General features: G+C 72.6%; 26 protein-coding genes. 18 read left to right on the top strand and 8 right to left on the bottom strand.

The genetic code is table 11. The annotated features are described in order from the left end of the window. Positions 1-141: 141 nt before the first annotated feature. Positions 142-2,268 carry a S9 family peptidase gene (locus tag ADK65_RS20080; RefSeq protein WP_053671693.1) on the bottom strand — a complete coding sequence of 709 codons (2,127 nt, stop codon included), beginning with the start codon at positions 2,266-2,268 and terminating at the stop codon, positions 142-144. 177 nt (positions 2,269-2,445) lie between these two features. On the opposite strand from ADK65_RS20080, the gene ADK65_RS20075 reads away from it, so the two are divergent. The 8 genes from ADK65_RS20075 (at position 2,446) to ADK65_RS20040 (ending at position 10,186) form a co-directional block, all read left to right on the top strand. After that, positions 2,446-2,640 carry a hypothetical protein gene (locus ADK65_RS20075; protein ID WP_003992731.1) on the top strand — a complete coding sequence of 65 codons (195 nt, stop codon included), beginning with the start codon at positions 2,446-2,448 and terminating at the stop codon, positions 2,638-2,640. Positions 2,641-2,668: 28 nt separating this feature from the next. After that, positions 2,669-3,529: an N-acetyl-1-D-myo-inositol-2-amino-2-deoxy-alpha-D-glucopyranoside deacetylase gene (mshB, locus tag ADK65_RS20070; protein WP_053671692.1), complete on the top strand. Its 861-nt coding sequence runs from the start codon at positions 2,669-2,671 to the stop codon at positions 3,527-3,529. Further along, positions 3,526-3,936 (top strand): DUF6113 family protein, encoded by a 411-nt coding sequence (locus ADK65_RS20065; protein ID WP_053671691.1) that lies wholly within the window; start codon positions 3,526-3,528, stop codon positions 3,934-3,936. Before mshB ends, ADK65_RS20065 begins: the two co-directional genes overlap by 4 nt. A 155-nt stretch (positions 3,937-4,091) precedes the next feature. After that, complete coding sequence (locus tag ADK65_RS20060; protein ID WP_053671690.1) at positions 4,092-6,620, top strand: hypothetical protein; 2,529 nt, start codon at positions 4,092-4,094, stop codon at positions 6,618-6,620. A gap of 143 nt (positions 6,621-6,763) precedes the next feature. Then, positions 6,764-7,675: an ABC transporter ATP-binding protein gene (locus ADK65_RS20055; protein WP_053671689.1), complete on the top strand. Its 912-nt coding sequence runs from the start codon at positions 6,764-6,766 to the stop codon at positions 7,673-7,675. Continuing rightward, positions 7,672-8,412 carry an ABC transporter permease gene (locus ADK65_RS20050; RefSeq protein WP_053671688.1) on the top strand — a complete coding sequence of 247 codons (741 nt, stop codon included), beginning with the start codon at positions 7,672-7,674 and terminating at the stop codon, positions 8,410-8,412. Before ADK65_RS20055 ends, ADK65_RS20050 begins: the two co-directional genes overlap by 4 nt. Then, entirely contained in the window at positions 8,409-9,575 is a 1,167-nt protein-coding gene (locus ADK65_RS20045) for a sensor histidine kinase (protein WP_053671687.1), read from the top strand. The genes ADK65_RS20050 and ADK65_RS20045 overlap by 4 nt, the downstream gene beginning before the upstream one ends. Then, complete coding sequence (locus ADK65_RS20040) at positions 9,572-10,186, top strand: response regulator transcription factor (RefSeq protein WP_053671686.1); 615 nt, start codon at positions 9,572-9,574, stop codon at positions 10,184-10,186. Before ADK65_RS20045 ends, ADK65_RS20040 begins: the two co-directional genes overlap by 4 nt. A gap of 89 nt (positions 10,187-10,275) precedes the next feature. Here ADK65_RS20040 and ADK65_RS20035 read toward each other — a convergent pair whose 3' ends face one another. Further along, positions 10,276-11,127, bottom strand: coding sequence for a transglutaminase-like domain-containing protein (locus tag ADK65_RS20035; protein ID WP_053671685.1), 852 nt, complete (start codon positions 11,125-11,127; stop codon positions 10,276-10,278). A gap of 30 nt (positions 11,128-11,157) precedes the next feature. After that, the gene (locus ADK65_RS20030) at positions 11,158-12,165 is read right to left on the bottom strand and encodes a GNAT family N-acetyltransferase (RefSeq protein WP_053671684.1); all 1,008 of its coding nucleotides are present in this window, start codon (positions 12,163-12,165) and stop codon (positions 11,158-11,160) included. 140 nt (positions 12,166-12,305) lie between these two features. On the opposite strand from ADK65_RS20030, the gene fdxA reads away from it, so the two are divergent. Beyond that, a complete protein-coding gene (gene fdxA, locus ADK65_RS20025; protein ID WP_003973842.1) occupies positions 12,306-12,626 on the top strand; it encodes a ferredoxin in 321 nt (106 codons plus the stop codon). Between the two features lie 121 nt (positions 12,627-12,747). After that, positions 12,748-13,839 (top strand): bifunctional succinyldiaminopimelate transaminase/glutamate-prephenate aminotransferase, encoded by a 1,092-nt coding sequence (locus ADK65_RS20020; RefSeq protein ID WP_053671683.1) that lies wholly within the window; start codon positions 12,748-12,750, stop codon positions 13,837-13,839. Between the two features lie 81 nt (positions 13,840-13,920). Here the strand turns inward: ADK65_RS20020 and ADK65_RS20015 are convergent, their stop codons facing one another. After that, positions 13,921-14,358: a hypothetical protein gene (locus ADK65_RS20015; protein WP_053671682.1), complete on the bottom strand. Its 438-nt coding sequence runs from the start codon at positions 14,356-14,358 to the stop codon at positions 13,921-13,923. Positions 14,359-14,703: 345 nt separating this feature from the next. Then, positions 14,704-15,684: a heavy metal transporter gene (locus ADK65_RS20010; RefSeq protein ID WP_078956061.1), complete on the bottom strand. Its 981-nt coding sequence runs from the start codon at positions 15,682-15,684 to the stop codon at positions 14,704-14,706. An 85-nt stretch (positions 15,685-15,769) separates the two neighbouring features. On the opposite strand from ADK65_RS20010, the gene dapE reads away from it, so the two are divergent. Both dapE and ADK65_RS20000 read left to right on the top strand, forming a co-directional pair. After that, the gene (gene dapE, locus ADK65_RS20005; protein WP_053671680.1) at positions 15,770-16,849 is read left to right on the top strand and encodes a succinyl-diaminopimelate desuccinylase; all 1,080 of its coding nucleotides are present in this window, start codon (positions 15,770-15,772) and stop codon (positions 16,847-16,849) included. Positions 16,850-16,968: 119 nt separating this feature from the next. Continuing rightward, positions 16,969-17,727 (top strand): TIGR00730 family Rossman fold protein, encoded by a 759-nt coding sequence (locus tag ADK65_RS20000; protein WP_053671679.1) that lies wholly within the window; start codon positions 16,969-16,971, stop codon positions 17,725-17,727. Positions 17,728-17,823: 96 nt separating this feature from the next. Here the strand turns inward: ADK65_RS20000 and folP are convergent, their stop codons facing one another. Beyond that, positions 17,824-18,684: a dihydropteroate synthase gene (folP, locus tag ADK65_RS19995; protein WP_053671678.1), complete on the bottom strand. Its 861-nt coding sequence runs from the start codon at positions 18,682-18,684 to the stop codon at positions 17,824-17,826. A 145-nt stretch (positions 18,685-18,829) separates the two neighbouring features. Between folP and ADK65_RS19990 the strand changes: the two genes are divergently transcribed. Next, the gene (locus ADK65_RS19990) at positions 18,830-19,210 is read left to right on the top strand and encodes a DivIVA domain-containing protein (protein ID WP_053671677.1); all 381 of its coding nucleotides are present in this window, start codon (positions 18,830-18,832) and stop codon (positions 19,208-19,210) included. Then, on the top strand, positions 19,207-19,827 hold the full coding sequence (locus ADK65_RS19985; RefSeq protein ID WP_053671676.1) for a DNA-3-methyladenine glycosylase I: 621 nt from the start codon (positions 19,207-19,209) through the stop codon (positions 19,825-19,827). Before ADK65_RS19990 ends, ADK65_RS19985 begins: the two co-directional genes overlap by 4 nt. 35 nt (positions 19,828-19,862) lie before the next feature. Here ADK65_RS19985 and ADK65_RS19980 read toward each other — a convergent pair whose 3' ends face one another. Beyond that, a complete protein-coding gene (locus ADK65_RS19980) occupies positions 19,863-20,666 on the bottom strand; it encodes an enoyl-CoA hydratase/isomerase family protein (RefSeq protein WP_053671675.1) in 804 nt (267 codons plus the stop codon). Positions 20,667-21,051: 385 nt separating this feature from the next. Between ADK65_RS19980 and ADK65_RS37270 the strand changes: the two genes are divergently transcribed. Beyond that, positions 21,052-21,219 carry a DUF3117 domain-containing protein gene (locus ADK65_RS37270; RefSeq protein ID WP_003966491.1) on the top strand — a complete coding sequence of 56 codons (168 nt, stop codon included), beginning with the start codon at positions 21,052-21,054 and terminating at the stop codon, positions 21,217-21,219. 119 nt (positions 21,220-21,338) lie between these two features. Here the strand turns inward: ADK65_RS37270 and ADK65_RS19975 are convergent, their stop codons facing one another. Then, a complete protein-coding gene (locus ADK65_RS19975; RefSeq protein WP_324614290.1) occupies positions 21,339-22,037 on the bottom strand; it encodes an O-methyltransferase in 699 nt (232 codons plus the stop codon). 163 nt (positions 22,038-22,200) lie between these two features. On the opposite strand from ADK65_RS19975, the gene sigE reads away from it, so the two are divergent. The 3 genes from sigE to ADK65_RS19960 all read left to right on the top strand — a co-directional run bounded on the left by sigE (position 22,201) and on the right by ADK65_RS19960 (position 25,969). Continuing rightward, a complete protein-coding gene (sigE, locus tag ADK65_RS19970) occupies positions 22,201-22,974 on the top strand; it encodes an RNA polymerase sigma factor SigE (protein WP_234352917.1) in 774 nt (257 codons plus the stop codon). Next, a complete protein-coding gene (locus ADK65_RS19965; RefSeq protein ID WP_053671673.1) occupies positions 22,971-24,005 on the top strand; it encodes an anti-sigma factor family protein in 1,035 nt (344 codons plus the stop codon). Before sigE ends, ADK65_RS19965 begins: the two co-directional genes overlap by 4 nt. Before the next feature lie 131 nt (positions 24,006-24,136). Beyond that, on the top strand, positions 24,137-25,969 hold the full coding sequence (locus ADK65_RS19960) for a S1C family serine protease (RefSeq protein ID WP_053671672.1): 1,833 nt from the start codon (positions 24,137-24,139) through the stop codon (positions 25,967-25,969). The last annotated feature ends 206 nt before the right edge of the window (positions 25,970-26,175 follow it).

Here is a 26,175-nt window from a genome sequence, read left to right as displayed (position 1 = left end):
TCCCGCCAACTGCGTTAACACGCAGGCAACTTCGCCGACCCGGTTCCGATATACGGACACGTCAGGCTGGTCAGCGTACGGCCGTGCGGGTGCCGTAGACGGGCCGGGACGCCGCCAAGGCGTGCCGGCCCGTCGTCGTCTTCAGCCGGTCGTGAGACCCAGGGAGCGCTTCAGGAAGTCGACCTGGAGGAGGAGCAGGTTCTCGGCGACCTGTTCCTGGGGGGTGATGTGGGTGACGCCGGACAGGGGCAGCACCTCGTGGGGGCGGCCGGCGGCCAGCAGGGCCGAGGACAGGCGCAGGGCGTGGGCGACCACGACGTTGTCGTCGGCGAGGCCGTGCACGACCATCAGGGGCCGGTGCGGCTCGGCAGGGGAGGACAGCCCCTCGGCCGTGACGAGGGAGCTCTTGGCGTACGCCTCCGGGTGCTCCGCCGGAGTGCCCAGGTAGCGCTCGGTGTAGTGGGTGTCGTACAGACTCCAGTCCGTCACCGGAGCCCCCGCGATGCCCGCGTGGAAGACGTCCGGGCGGCGCAGCACCGCCAGGCCCGCCAGCCAGCCGCCGTAGGACCAGCCGCGGATCGCCACCCGGGACAGGTCCAGGGGGTGGCGCTTCGCGAGGTCCTCCAGGGCCTCCACCTGGTCGTCCAGCGACAGCGTGAAGTCGTGGTGGATCGCCTTCTCCCAGGCGGGGGAGCGGCCCGGGGTGCCGCGGCCGTCCGCGACCACGACCGCGAATCCCTGGTCCGCGAACCACTGCGAGGTGAGGTGGGCGTTGTGCGCGGCCACCACCCGCTGGCCGTGCGGACCTCCGTAGGGGTCCATGAGCACCGGCAGTGGGGTGTCACCGTCGTAGTCCCGAGGCATAAGCACGGCGCACGGGATGCGACGTGCGCCCCCCTCGGTGAGCGTCACGCGGGGGGACATACCGGGATCTTCGGCGTACGAGGGGACAGTCCTGGTCGGTTTTCCGTCGCGCAGGACCTGCACCAGAGAACCTGGCCGGTTCAGTGTCGCCGAGACCAGGACCGTCACCTCCCCGGAACGCACCGCCGCGTGCACACCCGGCTCCCGCGAGACGCGCTCCACGCCCAGCTCGTTCACCCGGTACACGTGCACCTCGCCCGTCTCCACCTCTCCGGCGGCCTCCGCGCCCGCCGACGCCGAGATCAGCACGTCGTGCTCGGAGACGTCCAGCAGGGCCCGGACGTGCAGCTGCGCCCCGGTGAGCGGCCGGTCCCCGACCGCCAGCACCCGCGCACCGCCCTCGTCGGCGATCCGCACCAGCCGGCCGGACGGGCTCCAGCACGGCACCCCGGGGAAAAGATCAAGCCATGTTCGATCTTCGTCGGCGTGCACCATCCGTGTCGCGCCGGAATCCGGATCCACGGCCAGGATCAGCTGACTGCGCTGGTCGCGCGCCTGCACGAGCAGCAACGGCGCGCCCGCCCCTGACCAGTGGACATGCGCCAGGTACGGGTAGCGCGCCCGGTCCCAGACGACCTCCGTCCGCACCCCGTCCAGGCCGATCACGAACAGCCGCACCTCCGCGTTCGCGGTGCCCGCCGCCGGGTACGGCACCCGCTGCGGCTCCCGCTCCGGATGGGCGGGGTCGGCGATCCACCAGCGCCGCACCGGCGTGTCGTCCACCCGCGCCACGAGCAGCCGGTCCGACTCCGGAGCCCACCAGAAGCCCCGCGAACGCCCCATCTCCTCGGCCGCGATGAACTCGGCCAGTCCGAACGAGACATTCTCCGACTCCGGCTCGGCGAGCGCCCGGTCGCCCTCCCCTTCCGCGCCCACCACCCGCAGGGCGCCCTGCGCGGCATACGCGACGTGCCGCCCGTCGGGCGAGGGGCGCGGGTCGATCACGGGCCCCGGCACGGACAGTTCGCGCGCCGTCCCGGCCCGCAGTTCGGCCGCGAAAAGCCGTCCCGACAAGGCGAAAGAGGCCAACTCGACGGCCGTGTCGGTGGCGTACCCGACGATGCCGGCGCCGCCCTCGCGGCTGCGTTCACGCCGGGCCCGTTCCTCGGGCGACAGGTCCTCCGAGGCGCCGCCCAGCAGGGCACGCGGGTCGGCGGCGACGCGCTCGGTGCCGTCTTCCGGGTCGAGGACCCAGAGCGCGTTCGCCCGGTCCGTACCGGAACCGGAGCGAAGGAACACGACACGTGAACCGTCCGGTGCCACGGTGAACGAACGCGGCGCGCCGAGCGTGAAGCGCTGGGTACGGGCGTGCCGTCGGGGGAAGGAGTGAGGCTCGGTCGTCATGCCCTGACCATATTGGCCATGCGCCCCCTTGTGCGGCCGTGCGCCGATCGATGCGCGCAGAGGGATAGTTATGATCAATGTCGCATAGTGGGTATGAACCTGCTGGCTGCTGTACGGATTTGATGCCCCCATAGTCCGACCCCCCGCGCCCTCGTGGATCTTTGGAGGTGAACCGCCGTGGCACTCTCGATTTCGGCGGTGGTGCTGCTGGCGATCATCGTCTTCCTGCTGATCAAGAAGTCGGGACTGAAGGCGGGGCATGCGATCGTCTGCATGCTGCTCGGCTTCTACCTGGCCTCCTCGACCGTCGCTCCCACGATCAGCGAGCTGACGACGAACATCGCGGGCATGATCGGCAGCATCAAGTTCTGAGCGCCGTGGGACCTCGTAGGCTGGCCCCATGACGGAACTGCCCGACCGGCGTCTGCTGCTGGTGCACGCGCACCCGGACGACGAGTCGATCAACAACGGCGCGACCATGGCCAGGTACGCGGCCGAGGGTGCCCACGTCACCCTGGTCACCTGCACCCTCGGCGAACGCGGCGAGGTCATCCCGCCCGGGCTCGCCCATCTGACGGGCGCCGCCCTGGGTCAGCACCGCCGCCGCGAGCTCTCCGCCGCCATGGCCGAGCTCGGTGTCCAGGACGTCCGCCTGCTCGGCGGCGCCGGGCGCTACAGCGACTCCGGGATGATGGGCCTGCCCGACAACGACGACCCCGGCTGCTTCTGGCAGGCCGACGTCGACGAGGCCGCCGCGCACCTCGTCGAGGTGATCCGCGAGGTGCGTCCCCAGGTTCTCGTCACCTACGACGACCACGGCGGCTACGGTCACCCGGACCACATCCAGGCCCACCGCGTCGCCATGCGCGCCGCGGAACTGTCCGCCGACGCCGGCCTGCCGATCCCCAAGGTGTACTGGAACCGGGTCCCCCGGCCGGTTGTGGAGGAGTCCTTCGCGCGGCTGAGGGAGGACCTGCCCGGCACGGCCTTCACCAAGGCCGCCGACGTCGACGACGTCCCGGGTGTCGTACCCGGGGAACGGATCACCACCGTGATCGACGGCACCGCCCACGCCGCCGCCAAGACCGCCGCGATGCGCGCCCACGCCACCCAGATCACCGTGGACGGGCCCTACTTCGTCCTGTCCAACGAACTCGCCCAGCCCATCCTCACCACCGAGTACTACGAACTGGTGCGCGGCGAGGCGGGCCCCGGTGAGCGGGAGACGGACCTCTTCGCCGGCCTCGGGGAGGCCTCATGAGCGACCGGACGCCGATGCTGGCCCAGCCCATGCGCCCGCCCACCGCCGGACGCGTCACCGCCTGCCTCGGTTTGTTCGTGCTCGGGGCCGTGGTCGGCGTCGCCGGGGCCCTGGTGCAGCCCGGGTGGTTCCCGGGCGGGCTGCTGCTCGCCCTTCTCGCGGAGGCCGGAGCCGTCCTGGGCGCCTCATGGGCCGTCCGCGGCCGCGCGGGGGGCGTCGCGGCCGCCGCGGGCTGGATGCTCGCGGTCGTCCTGCTCACCGCCAGCCGCCCCGAGGGCGACTTCCTCTTCGCCGCGGGGAGCGGCTCCTATCTCTTCCTGCTCGGGGGCATCGCCGTGGCTGTGATCTGCGCCACCCTCGCCCCGGGGCGGCAACCGGACGGCGGTCCCGTCCGACTTGCCAAGTGACGTACCACTTCGCCAGGCGTGGCCGTGGGGGTCCGGTGTGGGTTTCCACGGCGGTCATGGGATACGGGCGAGAAGTGGCCAGTATGGTGGTGCGCGCCGCCGAGCTGCCCGCGTGAGGTCGTGTCGGGCGGCGGAGCCAACCGGGAGAACCTGCCTTGAGTCGTGAAACTGACACTCCGTCCTCCGGGCCCAACGGGCGCGGCGGAGCCGCCTACCCGTCGGGTACGCCGCCTTACGGGATTCCGGCGGTCCCCGACGCCGGTACGGACGCGGGCCGTTCCGCCACGCGGCCGGAGGAACGCAAGACCGAGACCACGCTGACGACCCGGATCCGGATCAACATCCCCGGGTCGCGGCCCATTCCGCCCGTGGTGGTGCGCAAGCCCGTCGCCGAGACGGAGGGTACGGCCCCCGACACGGACACCCGCGGTGAGGCCCCGGCGGCGCCGGGCACCGCCCCGTCCCCGTCACCGGCCGAGCCTCCCGCCGAGCCCGGTCAGCCGGGCGATGACAAGCCGGCCAGCGACTGGTTCGCGCCCCGCAAGTCGGGCGGCGGCAAGGGCGGTCAGGGCAGCGGCTCGACCAACGGGGCCGGTCTGCCGGGTGGTTCGCGCCCGGCGGCGGGCGCTCCTGCTGCCGCGGCGCCGGGTCCCGGTGCTTCCGGTGGGGCGCGGCCCGGCACCGGGCGGCCCGGAGGTGTGGTCGGCTCCATGGGCGCGCCGGGCGGCTCTCGGTCCGGCGGTACCAACGGCGCCGGACTTCCGGGCGGCGCGACCGGTGGCCCTGTCGCGCCCGGGCACGGTGGCGGCACCGGCTCCTTCGACGTCACCGAGGCCCTGGCCGCCGGCCCGCTGGGCAACGGCTCGCGTCCCGCCCCGGGCGGCGGCGAACCGCGCCGCGACGACCTGCCGTACTTCTCCGAGAACGGCCGCGAGGGGCAGAACGGCCAGAACGGGCAGGGTGGCTACGGCGGCCCCTCCGGCGGTCCCGGATCGCAGGGCCCGGCCGGCCCGACCGGCGGACCGGTCACGGGCGACGGCCCGATGCTGCCGCCGGCCGGCGGGCCGGGTGGCCCGGGCGGGTTCAACGCACCGGGCGGTCCCGATGCCTTCGACACCGCCGGCCGGCCCGGTGCCTCCGGCGGGCCCGGCGGCCCTGGCGTCCCCGGCCCCGGCGGTTTCGGTGACCCGGGCAGGCCCGGTGCTCCCGAGGCGTTCGACGGGCCCGGCCCGACCGGCGCCCCCACCGGCCCCGGCGGTTTCGGTGGCCCGGGCAGGTCCGGTGGCCCCGAGGCGTTCGACGAGCCCGGCCGCCCCGGTGGCGCCGGGGCCCCTGGTGCCTTTCACGAGCCCGGCCGCCCCGGTGTTCCCGGCGGCCCCGGCGTCGTAGGTGGCGGCCCGGGCGGCCCCGGCGGTCCCGCGGGCCTCGGTCCGCGCACCGGCACCCCCGGCAGCGCCTCCGCACCCGGCACCGCGGGCCCCGGCGGTGGCATGAGCGACGACACCGCCATCCTCACCCCGCAGAAGCCCGCTCCCGAGCCGTCGGACGGCCCGGGCCACGGTCCCCGGCACGACAACGTCTCCGGGCACACCGTCACCAGCGGCATCCCCGTCGTACCGTCCGGGGCGGCCTCGCCGTTCGCCCCGGGCGCACCCGGTGACGGCCCGGTGCCCCACGCGGCCCCGAAGCTGCCCGAGCCGGTCTCCCCGCCCCCGGCGAGTTCCTCGAAGGCGCCGAAGAAGAAGGGGCGCAGCAAGCTCGTGCTGGTGGCCGTCGGCGTGGTCGTCCTCGCCGGTGGCGTCTACGGCGCCGGTCTGCTGATGAACCGCACCGACGTGCCCAAGGGCACCACCGTGCTCGGTGTCGACATCGGCGGCACCACCCGCGACGGCGCCGTCAGGAAGCTCGACGAGGCCTTCGACGGCCGCGTCGGCACGCCGCTGAAGGTGTCGGTGGGCGGCAAGACCGTCCCGCTCGACCCGGACAAGGCGGGCCTGCAGTTCGACATGGACGCCACGGCCGACGCGGCGGCGAAGAGCGACTACAACCCGGTCTCCGTGATCGGCTCGCTCTTCGGCGACCACCGTGTCGTCACGCCCGTCATGCCCGTCGACGAGGAGAAGCTGCACGCCTCCCTGGAGACCGCGGCGGGCGGCTCCGGCGCGACGACCGACGGCACGATCGAGTTCAAGAACGGCAAGGCCGTCCCGGTGTACGGCAAGACCGGCAAGGGCATCGACCTCGCCAAGTCGACGACGGTGGTGGAGGAGGCGTACCGCACCCAGGTGGAGACCGGCACCGCGGGCACGGTGAACCTCCCGACCACCACCCGGCAGCCGACCGTCTCGAACGCCGAGGTCGACCGGGTGCTGAAGGACTTCGCGCAGCCCGCGATGTCGGCCAAGGCCATCGTGCAGACCGATCCCGCGCACAGCATCCCGTTCGGCGCGCTGTCGCTGCCGAAGATCCTGAGCTTCAAGGCCGTCGACGGCAAGCTGGTGGACACGTACAACCTCAAGGCGCTCCAGGAGGCGTACGGCACGACCTTCGACGGCGTGCAGATCGAGGGCGCGAGCGGCAAGCGCGACGTCACACCGCAGGACGTCGTCACGGCCCTGCGCAAGGCCCTGCGCGGCAAGACGCCCGCGGAGCGCGTCGGAGTCATCGACACCAAGCCGAACTGACACCCGGCCACGCGCCGTTCGAGAGCCCCTGCCCGGCGAGGGCGGGGGCTCTCGCCGTCACCTCGTCGGCATGACACCTGTCATGCGGCACTCCGGACACCCGGCACTGCCCCCGCCGGCGCCCCCGAAGCCACGATGTCCGTATGACAACGACAGCTTCGGTGGTCGCCTTCGACCAGGTGAGCAAGGCCTACGACGCCGTCCGGGCCGTGGACGGGCTGACCCTCGCCCTCAGGCCGGGGGAGACCGTGGCACTGCTCGGTCCCAACGGCGCCGGCAAGTCCACCACCCTCGACCTGCTCCTCGGCCTCAAGAACCCCGACAGCGGCACCGTCCGGCTCTTCGGCACCAGCCCCCGGGAGGCCATCGTCGCCGGGCGCGTGGGTGCCATGCTGCAGAGCGGCGGGCTCATGGACGAGGTCACGGTCGCCGAACTCGTGCGGCTCGCCTGCGACCTGCACCCCAAGCCGTACCGGCCCTCCGAGGTCCTGTCCCGGGCGGGCATCGCGCAGATCGCCGACCGCAAGGTCGACAAGCTCTCCGGCGGACAGGCCCAGCGCGTCCGCTTCGCCCTCGCCACCGCGGGCGACAGCGACCTCATCGTCCTGGACGAGCCCACCACCGGCATGGACGTCACCACCCGCCAGGCCTTCTGGGCCACCATGCGCGAACAGGCCGACCAGGGCCGGACCGTCCTCTTCGCCACCCACTACCTCGAAGAGGCGGACGCCGTCGCCGACCGGGTCCTCGTCCTGCACCGCGGCCGCCTCCTCGCCGACGGCACGGCCGCCGAGATCAAGGCCAAGGCGGGGGCCCGCCGGATCTCCTTCGACGTGGAGGGCACCGTCGACGAGGTGGCCCTGCACGCCCTGCCCTTCCTGACCGGCATCGACATCTCCGGCCGGACCGTGCGCATCCAGTCCGCCGACGCCGACGCCACCGTCCACGCCCTGTACGGCCTCGGCGTCCACCCCCGCAACCTCGAAGTCGCCGGACTCGGCCTGGAACAGGCCTTCGTCGCCATCACCACCGCCGAGGAGGCGAAGTCCAAGTGAACGGCCTGATCAAGCTGGAGCTCACCCGGGCCCTGCGCAACCGCAAGTTCCTGTTCTTCTCCGTGATCTACCCGTCGGTGCTGTTCCTGATCATCGCGGGCAACGCCGACAGCACCACGAAGGTCCCCGGCAGCGACCTGACCCTCCCGACCTACATGATGGTCTCCATGGCGTCCTTCGGCGCCCTCACGGCCGTCCTCATGGGCAACAGCGAGCGCATCGCCAAGGAGCGCGAGGGCGGCTGGGTGCGGCAACTGCGCCTGACCACACTGCCGGGCCGCGGCTACGTCCTCGCCAAGACCGCGAGCGCCGCCGTCGTGAGCCTGCCGTCCGTCGTCATCGTCTTCGCCGTGGCTGCGGCCGTGAAGGACGTGACCCTGGACGCCTGGCAGTGGCTCGCCCTCACCGGCGCGATCTGGGCCGGCAGCCTGGTCTTCGCCGCGCTCGGCGTCGCCATCGGCTACCTGGCCAGCGGGGACGCGGTCCGCCCGATCACGATGATCACCTACTTCGGCCTGTCCATGCTGGGCGGTCTGTGGATGCCCACGACGACCTTCCCGGGCTGGCTCCAGGACATCGCGAAGTGGCTGCCCACGCACGCGTACGCTGCCCTGGGACAGGCGATCGAGCAGAGCCGGGCCCCGCACGTGCAGGACCTCGCCGTCCTCGTGGTGTCGTTCGTCCTCTTCGCGGGCGGCGCGGCCTGGCTGTACCGGAAGGACACCCTGAAGGCGTGAACGACGTCGGCGTCGGGATCGGGCAGCGCCCGGTCAACCGCAGGCAGAAGGTGGTGAAGTCCCTGTGGACCGGCATCTGGCTGGTCTACCTGGGCGCACCCGTCACCGACCTGCTGCACGGCGGCCACAGCACGGGCGTGCGGATCCTCGGCTGGCTCGGCCTGGCCGCCTTCGTGGCCTGGTACATGCTGCTGGTCTTCCGAACCGGCCGCGGTGAACGCAACGGCCTGGTGCTCGGCTCGCTCGGGGTCCTCGCCGCCCAGTCCACGCTCCTCGCCCTCACCCTGGGCCGCGAGTGGCTGGTGCTGTTCGTGTACGTGTCGATCGCGTCCGGCGCCGCCCTGCCGCTGCGCATGGCCCGCTGGACCATCCCGGGCGCCTGCGCCCTGCTGACCGCCGTGGCGTTCGCCGTGCCGGGCGGACACTCCTACCTGGCCGGCCTGCTCATCCCGGCCCTGCTCGGCGGCTTCGCGATGACCGGCGTGCGCGAACTCGTCCGGACGACCATCGCCCTGCGAGAGGCCCGCGCGACCGTCGCCCAGCTCGCCGCCAACGAGGAGCGCCTGCGCCTGGCCAGGGACCTGCACGACCTGCTCGGCCACTCACTCTCCCTGATCACGCTCAAGAGCGAACTGGCCGGGCGGATGCTGCCCGGGCAGCCCGACAAGGCGGCCCAGCAGGTCGCCGACATCGAGCAGGTCAGCCGCCAGGCCCTCGTCGACGTACGCGAGGCCGTCACCGGCTATCGCCGCCCCCGCCTGAACGCCGAACTCGCCGGTGCCCGCGTCGCCCTGACCGCGGCCGGAGTCACCGCCGGACTGCCCGCCGAACCCGGCCTCGCCGATGTGCCCGAGGAGCGCGAGTCGGCCCTCGCGTGGGCGCTGCGCGAGGCGGTCACCAACGTCGTACGGCACAGCGGCGCCCGCCGCTGCACGGTCGAGCTGGTGCGCCGCCAGACCCTCGACGGGCCGGTCCTGGAACTCACCGTCGAGGACGACGGCTCGGGCGGCAAGGGAACCGTCGCGGGAAACGGTCTCGCCGGGCTCACCGAACGCCTCACCAAGGTGGGCGGAACCCTGGAGGCGGGCCCGTCCAAGCACGGCTTCCGCCTGGTCGCCCGCGTGCCGGCGGCCGGAGCGGCGGACGTAGGATCCCGGGCATGAGCCGCACGATCAAGGTCCTGCTCGCCGAGGACCAGTCGATGGTCCGCGAAGCCCTGGCCGCCCTGCTCGGCCTGGAGGAGGACATCGAGGTCGTGGCCCAGGTGGCCCGCGGCGACGAGGTCCTCGAGGCGGCCCGCGAGCACGCCGTGGACGTGGCCCTGCTGGACATCGAGATGCCCGGCGCGACGGGCATAGAGGCCGCGGCGCGCCTGCACACCGAGCTCCCGGCGGTGAAGCTGGTCATCCTCACCACCTTCGGCCGCCCCGGTTACCTGCGCAGCGCCATGGAGTCCGGCGCCGACGCCTTCCTCGTCAAGGACGCCCCGGCCGCCCAGCTCGCCGAGGCCGTCCGCAAGGTCCTCACCGGGGAACGGGTCATCGACCCGACCCTCGCGGCAGCGGCCCTGGCGGAGGGCGCCAACCCGCTGACGGACCGGGAGCGAGAGGTCCTGCGGGCAGCAGCCGACGGCTCCACCAACGCCGAACTGGCCACGACCCTGCACCTCTCCCAGGGCACGGTCCGCAACTACCTCAGCACAGCCATTCAGAAGCTGGCGGTACGCAACCGGGCGGAGGCGGTCCGGGTGGCACGGGAGAAAGGCTGGTTGTGAGAGCGCCCCGTCAGGGGCGCGGGGAACTGCGCGAAGCAGGTCCACGCACCCGCACGCAAGACCACACGAGCCCCTAGGGCGGGAAGGCGTCAGTTGAGCATCGCCCGGGCCGCAAAAGCCTCCCCCCGCACCCGCTCGGCCGCGCCCTCATCCACGGCCTCCACCACCTCCGCGTAGGCCTCCAACTCCAAGGCCCCACCGAGAAACTCCCCCCGCCGCACGAGCAACTGCGCCCGCTCGTACCGCAACCGCGCCGGATGCGACGGCAGCAGCAACGACAACTCCACCGCCCACAACGCCACATCCGACCGTTCGGGCCGGGCCGCGGCCCACGCCCGTACGTTGTTCAGGATCCGCAGCACCACATCCAGCGGATCCGCCGGCCGGAGCATCGACGGATCGATCCCCGCCCCCGTCGCCCCGGCCACCAGCACCTGCGCGTCGGCCCCGCTGAGCACCCGCCCTCCGTCGAACGGATCGGCGAGAACCTGCCCCTCCTCGGGCCCGAACCCGACGACGAAATGCCCCGGCAGGGCCACCCCGTACACCGGCGCCCCCGCCCGCCTGGCGACCTCCATCCACACCACCGACAGCAGGATCGGCAGCCCTCTGCGCCGCACGAGCACCTCGTGCAGCAGCGAGGACTCCAGGCGCTGATAGTCACCCGCGGTGCCGTGGAACCCCATCCGGTCGCCGAGCAGATCCCGCAGGGCGACCGCCCAGGCCCGCGGTCCGGCGGGCCGGTAGGGCAGCAGACCGGCCAACCGGTCCAGTTCGACCTGCGCTGCGTCCAGGCCCGCCTCGTCCAGCTCCCTGTCCGCCTCCGCGCCCACCAGCAGGCACAGCGTCGACAGATCGGGCCGTTCGGACCTGGCCTCCTCGGCGAACCGCCGCCGTAGCTCGGCGGAACGCCCGGGGGACGGGGGGTACGGGGGACGCATGGCTGGCTCGTGCCCTCTCGCGACGATCGTCTACCGGCCGGTGCCGCCGGCGTCCGGCGCCCGGTAGTGGTGGTAGGCGTGGTGCACTTCGAGGCCCATGGGGGCGTACAGCGCCCGCGCTCCGGCGTTGCCGGCCTCGACCTGGAGCCACGCGGCCGACGCGCCCTCGTCGAGCGCCCGGCGGGCCAGCGCGGCCATCACGGCCGTGGCGAGACCCTGCCGCCGCAGCGCCGGATCTACCTCGACGGCGGCGAACCCGGCCCACCGCCCGTCGACGACACACCGCCCGATGGCGGCCGGCCCCGCCGGCCCGGGCACGCTCGCGAACCACACGGAGGACCCGCTCCGCAGCACCCGCAACGCCACCTCGCTCACGCCCTTGCGCTGGTACCGGCCCAGCCAGGCCTCATCGGCCTCCCGGGACAGGACGACCCCCGCAGTGTCCCCCCGGTCGGCGACCGGCGCCAGCGGCCCGGTCCACAGCTCGGCGGTCACCTCCCGCACCCAGCCCCGCCGCTCCAGCTCGGCGCAGAGCAGCTCCTGCGTGCCCTCGGCGCCGGTCGCGGTCTGGACGTAGGCCGGCAGTCCGCGCTCGCCGTACCAGCGCCGCACGGCACCGAGCGCCTCGTCGAGCGGCACGCCCGGCTCGCCCAGTGGCAGCACCGAGTTGGCCCGCCGGGTGAACCCCGACGCGGCCCGCAGCTCCCACTCGCCGAGCCGTTCGCTCTCCACCGGCCGCCAGGCCCGCGCGGCGACCCGGGCCAGCTCCTCGTAGGAGGCGGCCGGGCCACGGCGACGCGCCGGTGCGGAGGGCACGGTCTTCCCCGCGACCAGCGCCGATTCCGCGATACGGACGCTCTCGCCACTCCTGCGTGTGATGAGCAGCACACCGTTGTCCCATGATGTGAGAACACCGACCGTGTCGGTGAACTTCTCCACCGGAACCGGATGTTCGATCAAGCTCCGCACGGAGACCCGTTTGCCCACGTCAGCAGGCGTGATACGGACCTCGAGTCGCCCGGCGGCAGAGATTTCCACAGGTCAGTTCACCCCTCCTGTTCGGATCATGCCCAGGAACGGAGATACTAGGGGCGGGCATCGACGACGCCGCGCTCCCGCGCGCCAGGCGGCGGAGCCTGAGGAGGCCCGCCAGCGCCCTATCGAGGAGGAACGACAGCGTGACCTACGTCATCGCGCAGCCTTGTGTCGACGTCAAGGACAAGGCGTGCATCGAGGAGTGCCCGGTCGACTGCATCTACGAGGGCCAGCGGTCCTTGTACATCCACCCGGACGAATGCGTCGACTGTGGTGCCTGTGAACCGGTCTGCCCGGTCGAGGCGATCTTCTACGAGGACGACACTCCCGAGGAGTGGAAGGACTACTACAAGGCGAACGTCGAGTTCTTCGACGAGCTCGGCTCGCCGGGCGGCGCCAGCAAGCTGGGGCTGATCGAGCGCGACCACCCCTTCGTCGCCGCGCTGCCGCCGCAGAACCAGTAGGAGCGGCCCGCACTTGCGTGCCGCCTCGGTCCCGTACGGCCCGATCACCCGTTGATCGCCGTACGGGGCCGAGGCGTTTGCCGTCACCGGCTCGTACGTACCAGAAAGTGAGCCAGAACCCGTGTCCGCAGTCTCCGACCGCCTGCCCACCTTCCCCTGGGACAAGCTGACCCCGTACAAGGCCACGGCTGCCGCCCATCCGGACGGCATCGTCGACCTGTCCGTCGGCACCCCCGTCGACCCGGTGCCCGAGCTGATCCAGAAAGCGCTGGTGGCCGCCGCCGACTCGCCTGGCTACCCGACCGTCTGGGGCACGCCCGAGCTGCGCGACGCGATCACCGGATGGGTGGAGCGCCGCCTCGGCGCCCGGGACGTCACCCACCGCCATGTGCTGCCGATCGTCGGCTCCAAGGAACTCGTCGCCTGGCTCCCGACCCAGCTGGGCCTCGGCCCCGGCGACCGGGTGGCCTTCCCGCGCCTGGCCTACCCGACGTACGAGGTCGGCGCCCGGCTCGCGCGTGCCGCGTACGAGGTCTACGACGACCCGACGGAGCTCGATCCCGAGGGCCTGAAGCTGCTCTGGCTGAACTCCCCGTCGAACCCCACGGGCAAGGTCCTCGCCAAGGAGGAGCTGACCCGGATCGTGGCCTGGGCCCGCTCGCACGGCATCCTGCTCTTCTCGGACGAGTGCTACCTGGAGCTGGGCTGGGAGGCCGACCCGGTCTCGGTCCTGCACCCGGACGTCAACGGCGGTTCCCACGAGGGCATCGTCGCCGTCCACTCGCTCTCCAAGCGCTCGAATCTCGCCGGCTACCGCGCCGCCTTCCTGGCCGGCGACCCGGCGGTCCTCGGCCCGCTGCTGGAGATCCGCAAGCACGGCGGCATGATGACGTCGGCTCCGACCCAGGCGGCGGTGATCGCGGCGCTCGGCGACGACGACCACGTCCGGGTCCAGCGCGAGCGCTACGCCTCCCGCCGTGAGCTGCTGCGCGAGGCCCTGGTCACCCACGGCTTCCGCATCGAGCACAGCGAGGCCAGCCTCTACCTGTGGGCCACCCGGGGCGAATCCTGCTGGGACACGGTCGACCACCTGGCCAAGCGGGGCATCCTCGTGGCCCCCGGCGACTTCTACGGTCCGGCCGGCGCCGAGTTCGTCCGGGTGGCGCTGACGGCGTCGGACGAGAGGGTCGCGGCGGCGGTACGGCGCCTGTAGCCGGTGCCGCGGTGAGCACATGCCTGAGGGGCCCGGGGAAGCTTCCCCGGGCCCCTCAGGCCTCGGACAGAGGGCTCGGCGTCAGCCGACCGGCAGGCCCTTCGTCGGCAGGGCGCCCGGGCCGCCCTTCGCGAGGGAGTCCGTCGGCAGACCGCCCTTGGTCGAACCGGCTGCCTCACCGACGAGCTTCCCGGCGGTGCCCGCCGCCTCACCGGCCGCCTTCTGCGCGACGGGCGTGGCCTTCTTGACCGCCTTGCCGCTGAGCTTGCCCGCGGTCGGCACCGCCTTCTTGACGGCCTTGCCGCCGGTGTCACCCGCGGTCTTGGAGACGTCCGTCGTCGCGGTGTCGACGGTCTTGCCGGCGTTCGCCGTGTCCAGGGCGGTCAGCCCGCCGAGGTTCGGGGCGGCCGGCAGCTCGGGGGCCGCACTGGCGGAGCCGGCCGCACCGACCCCGGCAGCCGCTCCCGCAGCGACGATCAGCGCGGCACGGGCGATACGGCGGGTCAGGGGGAGGGACATGGTGCTCCTTCAACGGGAGAGAACAGAGGTTCGTGAAGTGTCCGACCGGCACCGGGCGTTGATCGACTGGCTGTGATCGACCCCGGGCTCGGACGCAGTGACTACCGCTCGAAACCCACGAAGGTTGCGGCGCCGGAACGTAAAGAGTTGGTAATGCGTCGCATAATCGGCTGCGGACAAACGGGCGAAAAGGCCTCCGCCGGAAAGCCCGCCGCGCCCCTTCCGGCCCTGTGCGCCCAAGGGTTTTCGGGAGTTTTCGGGGGAGGGGGCGAAAACCTGGCCACGCCCTCCGTGCGGGGCCGCACGGATAACGCCCAAGGGTGAGTTCCCGTACCCCTGCGCGATCTAGCGCATCGTGACAATACGGACGGCGTCCGCGGTGCGTTCCGCACCCGCGGTGCCCTTCCGCGCGATGGTGCGCCACTGGCTGGCGGTGTTCCCCGCCACCCACTCCCGCCCCGCGTAGGTGACGCGCGCGATGTGCAGCTCGGAGGCGTTGGCCACGGCCCAGTGCGCCAGCTGCCAGCCGCGCAGGCCCGGGCCCCGCCCGGCCGCCGAGGGGGCGTCCGCGCTCACCGGCAGTGTCACGGTCCGCCCGCCGCTCCCGTCCGTGGCGCTCGGGGACGGTGTGGGCGTGCCCCCCGACGTACCGTCCACCTCGGCGCCGGCCGGGTCCAGAACGTCCCGCCCGAAGTCGCGCACGAGTGCGGCACGCACCCCGTCCGGGCCCGATGCCCGGGTCGCGGCCGGGCGGCCGTCGCAGGTCAGCGTGGCCGCGGACTGCCCGGTGAGGGCCGCGGCCAGCAGCGCTGCGTCCGGCTCGTGCTTGGCGTAGGCCTGCGGGAAGCCGCTGCGCTGCACGCGCTGCGCCGCGACGGTGAGCGGCAGCCGGGTGTAGCCGGGCACCTTGACCAGATGGTCGTAGAACTCACCGGCCGAGTACGTCGGGTCCATGATCTCCTTCGGCGTTCCCCAGCCCTGCGAGGGCCGCTGCTGGAACAGGCCGAGGGAGTCACGGTCGCCGTGCCTGATGTTGCGCAGGGCCGATTCCTGCAGCGCGGTCGCCAGGGCGATGGTCACGGCCCGCTCGGGCAGACCGCGCCCGGTCCCGACGGCGGTGATCGTCGCCGCGTTCACCGCCTGCTCGGGCGTGAACTCGTACGACGCCCCGTCGCCCTTGCCGGAGACCACCTTGCAGCCCGGCCCGCCCGAGCCCCCGGTGACGTACTGCACGACGAGGTAACCGGCGACCGCGAGCAGGGCCACGAACGCGGCTCCGCATCGGAAGAGGCGGCCACGACGCTTGGGGGAGGACGACTCTGGCACGCCGTACAAGGTACTGGAGAGTACGCAGTGACATGAGCCAGGTGGGAAGAGTGCGGCCGGGGCCTGGCGCGTTAGGGTCGACGGCATGGCCGACACCTCGCTTGACCTCACGCTGGACGCCGCGGAGCTCACCGCCCGGCTCGTCGACTTCCGCTCCGAGAGCGGCACCGAGAAGCCCCTCGCCGACGCGATCGAGACCGCGCTGCGCGCTCTGCCCCATCTGACGGTCGACCGGTACGGCAACAACGTCGTGGCCCGCACGAACCTCGGCCGCTCGGAGCGGGTGATCCTGGCCGGGCACATCGACACCGTGCCGATCGCGGACAACGTCCCCTCCCGGCTCGACGAGGACGGCGTCCTGTGGGGCTGCGGCACCTGTGACATGAAGTCGGGTGTCGCCGTGCAGCTGCGCATCGCGGCCACGGTCCCGGCCCCCAACCGCGACCTGACCTTCGTCTTCTACGACAACGAGGAGGTCGCAGCCGAGCTGAACGGCCTCAAGCACGTCTCCGAGACGCACCCCGAATGGCTGGAGGGCGACTTCGCGGTGCTTCTGGAGCCGTCGGACGGCCAGGTCGAGGGCGGCTGCCAGGGCACGCTGCGGGTCCTTCTGAAGACCACCGGCGAGCGGGCCCACTCCGCGCGCGGCTGGATGGGCTCCAACGCGATCCACGCCGCGTCCCCGATCCTCGCCCGGCTGGCCGCCTATGAACCCCGCTGGCCGGTCATCGACGGCCTGGAGTACCGCGAAGGCCTGAACGCGGTCGGCATCAGCGGGGGAGTGGCCGGCAACGTGATCCCCGACGAGTGCGTCGTCACCGTCAACTTCCGCTACGCGCCCGACCGCACGCCCGAGGAGGCTGTCGCGCACGTCCGGGAGGTCTTCGCGGACTGCGGGGTGGAGGAGTTCGAGGTCGTCGACCACAGCGGCGCGGCGATGCCCGGACTGTCCCACCCGGCGGCGAAGGCGTTCATCGAGGCCGTCGGCGGCACCCCGATGCCGAAGTACGGCTGGACGGACGTCTCCCGCTTCTCGGCGCTCGGTGTGCCCGCGGTCAACTACGGCCCGGGCAACCCCCACTTGGCGCACAAGCGGGACGAGCGCGTGGAGGTCGCCAAGATCCTCGCGGGCGAGGAGCGGCTGCGGAACTGGCTGACCGCCTGAGCCCGCCGGACGCCCCTCGGGTTTACGCCGCTCCATCGCGGACATGCTCACGTCCCTCGTTCGTAACCCGCGTAGATCTACGCTGAGGTGGAAAGACAGGCACCACGGAGGGAGCGCACATGGCGACCGGCAACCCCGAGGGGAAGAAGCAGCCGCCGGAGGAGAAGCGCCTTGGCCCGGTCCTCCAGCGGCGGGACCAGGTGCAGGCCAGCACCACCGACCAGCGGCTGCTGGACGAGCGGGCCCCCTCCGACTGGGTCCACACCGACCCCTGGCGCGTGCTGCGCATCCAGTCGGAGTTCATCGAGGGCTTCGGCACGCTCGCCGAACTCCCGCCCGCGATCAGCGTCTTCGGCTCGGCGCGGACCCCGGCGGACTCGCCCGAGTACGAAGCGGGTGTGCGGCTGGGGCAGGGTCTGGTCGACGCGGGCTTCGCGGTGATCACGGGCGGCGGCCCGGGCGCGATGGAGGCGGCCAACAAGGGCGCCCTGGAGGCGAAGGGCATCTCCGTCGGCCTCGGCATCGAGCTGCCGTTCGAACAGGGCCTGAACCCGTACGTCGACATCGGCCTGAACTTCCGCTACTTCTTCGTCCGGAAGATGATGTTCGTCAAGTACGCCCAGGGCTTCGTGGTCCTGCCCGGCGGACTCGGCACCCTCGACGAGCTCTTCGAGGCCCTCACCCTCGTCCAGACCCAGAAGGTCACCCGCTTCCCGATCGTCCTGTTCGGCAGCGACTACTGGGGCGGCCTGGTCGACTGGCTCCGCGACACGGTGATCGCCCAGGGCAAGGCGGCGGAGAAGGACCTGCTGCTGTTCCACGTGACGGACGACGTGGACGAGGCGGTGGCGCTGGTGTCGAAGGAGGCGGGGCGCTGAGGCGCTTTGCGAGCCCGGCCTCCTGTCCGACCGTGTCGGGCGGCGGGCGGGCATGGATCCCGGGGGTCCAGGGGGCGGAGCCCCCTGGTACCAGGGCTAGGCCAACCCCCGCCGGGCGACGGCAGGACCCCGATGCCCCGCGATCGCCGCCACCATCTCCAGCACCTGCCGCGTCTCCGCGACCTCGTGCACCCGGTACACCTGCGCCCCCAGCCACGCGGACACCGCCGTCGTCGCCAATGTCCCCACCACCCGCTCCTTCACGGGCCGGTCCAGCGTCTCCCCGACGAAGTCCTTGTTGGACAGCGACACCAGCACAGGCCACCCCGTGGCCACCATCTCGTCCAGCCGCCGCGTCGCCTCCAGGCTGTGCCGGGTGTTCTTCCCGAAGTCGTGCCCCGGATCGATCATGATCGACTCCCGTGGCACCCCCAGCGCGAGCGCCCGCTCGGCCAGGCCGACCGTCACGTCCAGGATGTCCGCCATGACGTCGTCGTACTCGATCCGGTGCGGCCGCGTCCTCGGCTCTGCCCCGCCCGCGTGCGTGCACACCAGCCCCACCCGGTACCGTGCGGCGACCTCCGCCAGGCCCGGATCGACCCCGCCCCAGGCGTCGTTCAGCAGATCGGCCCCGGCCTCGCACACGGCCTCGCCGACCTCGGCCCGCCAGGTGTCCACGCTGATGATCACGTCCGGGAACCGCCGCCGCACCTCCGCGACGAACCCGACCGTGCGCCGGGCCTCCTCCTCGGCCGTGACCTCCTCGCCCGGCCCGGCCTTGACTCCGCCGATGTCGATGATCGCGGCCCCCTCGGCCACCGCCTGCTCCACACGCGCCAGGGCCGGCTCGTCGCGGAAGGTGGCGCCCCGGTCGTAGAAGGAGTCCGGGGTGCGGTTCACGATCGCCATGATCACCGGCTCGTGCGATCCGAATTCCCGCTTGCCCAGCCTGAGCATCCCCTGTGACCTTTCCTGGATACGTCCCGTCTTCCGCCGCCTGCGACCCTAACGGTCGGACTCGCATGGCACGATCGGAGCCTGACAACATCCGACTCGGAGGACGTGCGCAGCGTCCGATGCATCCGACCGTGGGGGCCCCGCGATGGTTATGTTCCTGTTCCTGGTCGTCGCGCTCGCCGTCGTGGTCGGCGCGGTGACGCTCGCCGTGGTGGGCGGCGGTGAGAGCAGCCCGCTGCCCGAGGCCGCCCCCGAGCGGCTGCGGGACCCGCTGCCCCCGGACCGGCCGGTCGACCGCGCGGACGTCGAGAGCCTGCGCTTCCCACTCGCCGCCCGCGGCTACCGCATGGCCGACGTGGACGACGCCCTGAGCCGCCTGGGCGCCGAGCTCGCCGAGCGCGACGCCCGCATCGCCGACCTGGAGTCCGCCCTCGCCGGTGCCCGGTCGTCCGCCGCCCACGGGCCGGCGCCGGCCGGGGAGAACCATGTCTCCATGGACAAGCCGAAGCGGGAGGACCGGCCGTGAGCGACGGCTCCGCCCTGGCCGGCCCGGACGGCGCACCGCGCTGCCCCTGGGCCCTGTCCGCCCCGGAGTACGTCGCCTACCACGACGAGGAGTGGGGCCGCACCGTCCACGGCGACGACGCCCTCTTCGAGCGGCTCAGCCTGGAGGCCTTCCAGTCCGGCCTGTCCTGGATCACCATCCTGCGCCGCCGGCCCGGCTTCCGCGCCGCCTTCGCCGACTTCAAGATCGCGTCGGTGGCCGCCTTCACCGAGGAGGACCGCGGGCGTCTCCTGGCCGACGCGGGCATCATCCGCAACCGGGCCAAGATCGACGCGACCCTCGCCAACGCCCGTGCGCTGGCCGAATGGGCCCCGGGCGAGCTGGACGAACTGATCTGGTCCCACGCCCCCGACCCGGCCGGCCGCCCGGTCCCGAAGACCCTCTCGGACGTCCCGCCCGTCACCCCCGAGTCGACGGCCCTGTCCAAGGCCCTGAAGAAGCGGGGCCTGCGCTTCGTCGGCCCGACGACGGCGTACGCATTGATGCAGGCGTGCGGCCTGGTGGACGATCACTTGGAAGCGTGCGTGGCGAGGGGCGCCCCGAAAGGGGCGCGGGTAACTGCGCGCTCCACCACGTAGAACCCGCAGCTCCCGACGGCGCTGAACCCCCGAGCTCACCGGCCCAGATACTTCGGCTTCTCCTTGTTCACGAAAGCCTGCACCGCGATCGCGTGGTCCTCGGAGGAGCCGGCCCGGGTCTGGAGCTCGTCCTCCTTCTCCAGGGCCTCCTCCAGGGAGTGCGTCAGCCCGTACGCCACCGACTCCTTCAGCGCCGCGTACGCCACCGTCGGCCCCTCGGCCAGCGCCCGCGCCACCTTCTCGGCCTCCGCGCGCAGCTCGGCGGACGGCACCAGCCGGTTGGCGATGCCCAGCTCGTACGCCTCCTGGGCGCCGATGCTGCGCGGGAAGAGCAGCAGATCGGCGGCGCGGCCCGGGCCGATCACCCGCGGCAGCGTCCAGGAGATCCCCGAGTCGGCGGTCAGTGCCACGCCGGCGAACGAGGTGTTGAACGCCGCGGAGTCCGCCACGATCCGGTAGTCCGCGGCGAGCGCGAAGCCGAAGCCCGCCCCGGCCGCCACCCCGTTCACGGCGGCGACGACCGGCTTCGCCGCCCCCGCCAGCGCCCGCACGATCGGGTTGTAGTGCTCCCGGACCGTGCTCATGGTCTGCCCCGAGCCGGTCTCCCGGTCCTGGACCAGCAGCCCGATGTGCTCCTTGAGGTCCTGCCCGACGCAGAACGCCCGGTCCCCGGCCGCGGTCAGCAGGACCGCCCGCACGGCACCGTCGCCCGCCGCCGACTCGACCGCCTCCCGCAGGGCGACCTTGGTCTCCACGTTCAGCGCGTTCATCGCCTCCGGGCGGTTCAGCGTGATCGTCGCGAGCCCGTCGCTCACCTCGTAGAGCACGGTGTCGGCCATGGCGTATCCCCTCCAGGTCGCGGAACGGGGACGTACCGGCCGGTACGCCCCGGGTCTGCAGGACAGCATGACGGAGATCGCGGGCCGGTAACCGGACCGGACGTGTGACCTGCGTCAAACAATTCTCGTCCGGATCGGTTCGGAGGAAGTGTGTGCGGTGGCGGAGTATTGCAGTCTCATCGCCGAATTGAGTGGTTTTGCTCGCGTGCGTTGCCCAAGCGATGCCGACCGATGTTGGTCATCGGGTCCTGAGATGCGGGATAATGGCTTGGAAGCAATGTGTTCGATGCCGGTGTCGCGTGTCCTGCCACAAGGACCGCACGTGTGCCCTTCTCAGGGGCCGTCGGCTTTGACGATGAGCTGGGTTTCAGGAAGGGGAACGAGCATGGCGGCCATGAAGCCGCGAACGGGTGATGGCCCGCTCGAGGTGACCAAGGAGGGGCGGGGCATCGTCATGCGCGTTCCGCTCGAAGGCGGCGGTCGGCTCGTCGTCGAGCTGACCCCGGACGAGGCCGACGCGCTCGGCGACGCCCTCAAGAAGGTCGTCGGCTGACGCGCAAGCGACCATACCCTTTCAGTCGCCCCGGCATCACCTCGGTGCCGGGGCGGCTGTTTTTCCGGCCGATGACACTCGCCTGCCCCGGCCCCCGCTCCGGCTAACGTGCGACCCGGCTAGCGTTTCACCGCGCACAGCAGCCCGTCGCCCACCGGCAGCAGTGACGGCACCAGCTCCTGGCTCTCGCGCACCGCGCGCAGCAGCTCCCGCAGCCGCAGTACCTCCGTGGGCTGCGGGCCGGAGTCCACCGTCCGGCCGTTCGCGAAGGCTCCCTCGAAGACGACCAGCCCTCCGGTGCGCAGCAGACGCAACGATTCGGCGAGGTAGTCCATGACCTCCAGACGGTCACCGTCGCAGAAGACCAGGTCGTAACCGGCGTCGGCGAGGCGGGGCAGCACGTCCAGGGCGCGGCCCGGGATGAAGCGGGCCCTGTTGCTGGCGAAGCCGGAGGCGCGGAAGGCCTGACGGGCGAACTGCTGGTGCTCCGGCTCGGGGTCCACGGTCGTCAGGACACCGTCCGGCCGCATACCGTGCAGGAGGTGGATCCCGGAGACACCGCAGCCGGTCCCGATCTCCGCGACGGCCTTGGCGTCGACCGACGCGGCCAGCAACCGCAGCGCGGCGCCCGTGCCGGGCGTCACCGAGCGCAACCCTGCCTCGCGGGCCCGGTCCCGGGCCCAGTGCAGTGTTTCGTCCTCGGCGACATAGGCGTCGGCGAACGCCCAGCTCGTCTGCCGGTTGCCGGTAATGACCCTCTCCTGTCCCCGTGAATGCCTGGGCGTGACTGTATCCGTTGGGCACGGGAACCCGCAGATGGGACCGGTCGTTCAAAGAGATGAGCGAGCGGCGTGGGCCGGGGCGGGGGGACGGGCAGTGGATCAGGACGCCGAGCAAGGGCTGACGCAGCAGTACGAGGCGTATCAGCCCAGATCAAATTCTCGTAAAACCACTTATCCGGTCCTAACGGGCGAGGTGGCTATGGTAGGGGCTCCACTGGACACCACCAGAGCTGACAGGGGAGGTGCGGCTGCGCCTGTGGATCGCGGAGGAGTGTTCCGGCGCTTCCGCGGACCGGCAGGCAGGCCGACATCTGTGAACGACACCGCTGCTGACCACAGTCACGCCACCGACTTCGCCCAGACCGCGACCTTCACCACCGACGCGGACGGGCAGGCGTGGACTCCGCCCACGTGGGAGGAGATCGTCAGCACGCACAGCGGCCGGGTCTACCGGCTCGCCTACCGTCTGACCGGCAACCAGCACGACGCGGAGGACCTCACGCAGGAGGTCTTCGTCCGCGTCTTCCGCTCCCTGTCGACCTACACGCCGGGCACCTTCGAGGGCTGGCTGCACCGCATCACCACGAACCTCTTCCTGGACATGGTCCGCCGCAAGCAGCGCATCCGCTTCGACGCGCTCGGCGAGGACGCGGCCGAGCGCCTGCCCAGCAAGGAGCCCACGCCGCAGCAGATCTTCAACGACGCGCACTTCGACGCGGACGTCCAGCAGGCCCTCGACACCCTCGCCCCCGAGTTCCGCGCCGCGGTCGTCCTGTGCGACATCGAAGGACTGTCCTACGAGGAGATCGCGGCGACCCTCGGCGTCAAGCTCGGCACGGTCCGCTCCCGGATCCACCGCGGACGCTCCCAGCTGCGCAAGGCTCTCGCCCACCGCTCCCCGGAGGCGCGCGCCGAGCGCCGCTCCTTCGTGCCCCGGGTTGCCGCCCTGGGAGGAGGGGGCGCGAGCGCGTGAGCGGATCTCGGCCGAAAGCCTCCGAGGGTCACCTCGCAGAGCAGCATCTGGGAGACCGGCTCTCCGCCCTGGTGGACGGAGAGCTCGGTCATGACGCGCGTGAGCGCGTACTGGCGCACGTGGCCACCTGCCCGAAGTGCAAGGCGGAAGTGGACGCCCAGCGCCGGCTGAAGAACGTCTTCGCGGAGGCGGCCCCGCCGCCCCCCTCCGAGAGTTTCCTGGCCCGCCTGCAGGGACTACCCGCGGGCGGCGGCCCGGACGGTGAGATCACACCGCCGGGCGGAGGAGGACTGCCCGGAGGACTGTCCGGACGGTTCGGGTCGTCCGGGGCCTTCGGTGTGAAGCGCGAGGAGCGGTTCGAATTCGGGTACGCCCCGTCCCGGTCCCACCTGCCCGTGGTGCCCGCGTCCCCGGGTGGAACCCCCGGCCTTCCCTCCGGCGGTCCGCTGCCCGGCCACCGGGGTCTGCCCTCGGAGCGGGGCTTCCGCATGCACGACGTGGGCCGGCACGACGGCGACCGGTCCTCCTCACGGCTGCGCATCGCGTTCGTGGCCGCCGGTGCCGTGTCCCTGGCGGCGATCGCGCTGGGCGGCGTCACCACCGGCATCCCGGCCGACACGGAGGCCCGCGGCGGCCAGGGCACGGGGAGCAACGTCACCCCGATGCGCACCCAGGGCACCGGCGCCGCGACACCCGAGTCGCAGCGCCGCCGGACGGCCCCGCAGCTCGGGCAGGTCCACGGCGAGAGCATGCTCGGCCGCCCCCCGGTCGCCCCGACCGAGGTCTCGGCCCCGCTGCTGCCAGGGGTGCCGTCCGCCGCACAGCACCACGCGTTCCACGCGCTGACCGCCCCGGTGGTGGCCGGAGCCGCCGCCATGTCCCCGTTGATACGTCCGCTCGAAGCGGCCACTCCGGTCGCTCTGACCTCGTGGTCCGCGGTCCCCGAGATCAGGGCTCCGCTGCTCGCCGTGCCCCTCTCGGACCCGACTCCTTCCTCCTCGTCCCCGGCTTCCTCGCGTACGGCTCACTGACCGGCCTCTGCGCACCGGCCCGCGAACCTGATTGAATCCGGGGGTAGTCGCCCGTGGCCGAGGTGAGGCCGGGCGCCGGTTCGAGGAACCGCGGCCACCGCGACGAGCCGTGCCGCGGCTGTGGGGAGAGCATGAACGAGGGGAAGCCCACGAAAGCGAAGTGGTGGAGCCGTCCACGGCCGCAGGACCTTGCGGGGGAGCCGGAGGGCACGGACCAGGCCGTGGCCCAGGCCCCGGGTGCGAGCGGTGTGCACGGGCCGGTGACGGCCCCGGGCCAGGCCGGCTCCGACGGGGACTTCGAGCTGCCCCGTCCCGCGCCCCGGCAGGACGCGGACGGCGACTACGAGCTGCGGCGCCCCGAGGCGGTCCCGGCCGAGAGCGCGGGAAAGCCGACGGCATCGGAGCCCGGGGCGGCGGAGGCCGGGCAGGGCGTTCCCGTCGCCTCCGTCTCACCCGCCGGGCCGGTGCAGGATGCTCCCCGGCCGCTGCACGACCCCGACCCGTACAGCACCCCGCCCTACGGCGAGCCCGGCCCCTGGGCGCCCGCGCCGCCCGTGCAGCACCCTGCGACGATCCCCGCGCAGGGCATGGCGATACCGGGACAGCCGGCCGTGCCGGGCACCGCGGCCGTGCCGTCGCCGCCCGAGCCGCACGGCGCACCGTCCGCCCCGGCCACCGGCGAGAGCGCCCCCTCCGCTCACCCGTCGGCCGAGATGCCGCACCCCGGTGCTCCCGCACCCGCCTCCGCCCCCGGCCCTTGGCAGCGCTACGACCCCTGGGCGGCCCCCGGTGCGGCCGGGCTACCGGGGCCCTTCCAGCAGAACGGCGCCGCCGTGCTCAGCACGGAGCAGCGGCGCAGGCGGGGCAGGAAGTCCCTGGTACTCGGCGCCGTACTGCTCGCGCTCGTGTCCGGGGGCATCGGCGGGGCCGTGGGGACGTATATGGAGCGCAACGGGGGCATGGGGACCGTCGAACTGCCGCAGGCCGGGAAGGAGGCCTCCGCGCGGGACGCGGACAGTGTGGCCGGGATCGCCGGACGGGCCCTGCCCAGTGTCGTCACCCTGCACGTCAGAGGCTCCGGCGAGCAGGGCACGGGCACCGGCTTCGTGCTCGACACCCGCGGGCACATCCTCACCAACAACCACGTCGTGCAGCCCGCCGGATCCGGCGGCGAGATCACCGTGACGTTCAACGGCGGGCAGACCGCGAAGGCCGAGGTCGTCGGCCGGGACAGCGGCTACGACCTCGCCGTCGTGAAGGTGAGGGGCGTCAGCGGACTCACGCCCCTGCCGCTGGGCAACTCGGACAACGTGCAGGTCGGCGACCCGGTCGTGGCCATCGGCGCCCCCTTCGACCTGGCCGGCACGGTCACCTCCGGCATCATCAGCGCCAAGGAGCGGCCCATCACGGCCGGTGGCGAGAAGGGCGACGGCAGCGACGTGTCCTACGTCGACGCGCTGCAGACCGACGCGCCCATCAACCCCGGCAACTCCGGCGGCCCCCTGCTCGACGCACGGGCCCGCGTCATCGGCATCAACTCCGCCATCCGCTCGGCGGACAGCGGCTCCGCGCAGGACAGCGCCCGGTCGGGGTCGATAGGCCTCGGCTTCGCCATACCCGTCAACCAGGGCAAACGTGTCGCCGAAGAGCTGATCAACACCGGGAAGGCCACCCACCCGGTCATCGGCATCACCCTCGACATGGACTACACGGGCGACGGCGCCCGCGTCGCCGCCGAGGGCAGCGAGGGCGGACCGCCCGTCACCGCGGACGGCCCGGGCGCCAAGGCGGGGATCAAGCCGGGCGACGTCATCACGGAGGTCGACGGCGTGCGGGTGCACTCCGGCGAGGAGCTGATCGTCAAGACCCGGGCGCACCGACCGGGCGACCGGCTGGAGCTGACCGTGCAGCGCGGCGGCAAGGACCGTGAGGTCTCGCTCGTCCTCGGGTCATCCGATGGCTGAGACATGAGGTCCGCGCCATGGGACGGCGTCCCGTCGGGCCGCACAACGGACCCACAAGGCAAACAATCGGGAAAGCGCTCACACCTCCCGCACTCGGAGGTCCCGGGACAGTACCGGTCGGACAGGATCGCCGGGTACCGTGGATCCGGCCCGGACCACGGCAAGACCCGCACCGACCACGAGGGCCGAGGACCGAGGACATCGCT

It is taken from the genome of Streptomyces sp. NRRL B-1140 (assembly GCF_001280065.1).
Classification (GTDB): Bacteria; Actinomycetota; Actinomycetes; order Streptomycetales; family Streptomycetaceae; genus Streptomyces.
The sequence above is the reverse complement of the archived record's forward strand: the minus strand, read 5'-3'. Positions and strand labels throughout refer to the sequence as shown.

What these genes read in the sequence shown, in the direction of transcription:
- ADK65_RS19990 (WP_053671677.1), top strand. Translation starts at nt 18,830, where the DNA reads ATGGTTATGTTCCTGTTCCTGGTCGTCGCGCTCGCCGTCGTGGTCGGC.
- ADK65_RS20080 (WP_053671693.1), bottom strand. Translation starts at nt 2,268, where the DNA reads ATGACGACCGAGCCTCACTCCTTCCCCCGACGGCACGCCCGTACCCAG.
- ADK65_RS19980 (WP_053671675.1), bottom strand. Translation starts at nt 20,666, where the DNA reads ATGGCCGACACCGTGCTCTACGAGGTGAGCGACGGGCTCGCGACGATC.
- ADK65_RS20065 (WP_053671691.1), top strand. Translation starts at nt 3,526, where the DNA reads ATGAGCGACCGGACGCCGATGCTGGCCCAGCCCATGCGCCCGCCCACC.
- ADK65_RS19960 (WP_053671672.1), top strand. Translation starts at nt 24,137, where the DNA reads ATGAACGAGGGGAAGCCCACGAAAGCGAAGTGGTGGAGCCGTCCACGG.
- mshB (WP_053671692.1), top strand. Translation starts at nt 2,669, where the DNA reads ATGACGGAACTGCCCGACCGGCGTCTGCTGCTGGTGCACGCGCACCCG.
- sigE (WP_234352917.1), top strand. Translation starts at nt 22,201, where the DNA reads ATGGTAGGGGCTCCACTGGACACCACCAGAGCTGACAGGGGAGGTGCG.
- ADK65_RS20040 (WP_053671686.1), top strand. Translation starts at nt 9,572, where the DNA reads ATGAGCCGCACGATCAAGGTCCTGCTCGCCGAGGACCAGTCGATGGTC.
- folP (WP_053671678.1), bottom strand. Translation starts at nt 18,684, where the DNA reads ATGCTCAGGCTGGGCAAGCGGGAATTCGGATCGCACGAGCCGGTGATC.
- ADK65_RS37270 (WP_003966491.1), top strand. Translation starts at nt 21,052, where the DNA reads ATGGCGGCCATGAAGCCGCGAACGGGTGATGGCCCGCTCGAGGTGACC.
- dapE (WP_053671680.1), top strand. Translation starts at nt 15,770, where the DNA reads ATGGCCGACACCTCGCTTGACCTCACGCTGGACGCCGCGGAGCTCACC.
- ADK65_RS20000 (WP_053671679.1), top strand. Translation starts at nt 16,969, where the DNA reads ATGGCGACCGGCAACCCCGAGGGGAAGAAGCAGCCGCCGGAGGAGAAG.
- ADK65_RS20035 (WP_053671685.1), bottom strand. Translation starts at nt 11,127, where the DNA reads ATGCGTCCCCCGTACCCCCCGTCCCCCGGGCGTTCCGCCGAGCTACGG.
- ADK65_RS20055 (WP_053671689.1), top strand. Translation starts at nt 6,764, where the DNA reads ATGACAACGACAGCTTCGGTGGTCGCCTTCGACCAGGTGAGCAAGGCC.
- ADK65_RS20015 (WP_053671682.1), bottom strand. Translation starts at nt 14,358, where the DNA reads ATGTCCCTCCCCCTGACCCGCCGTATCGCCCGTGCCGCGCTGATCGTC.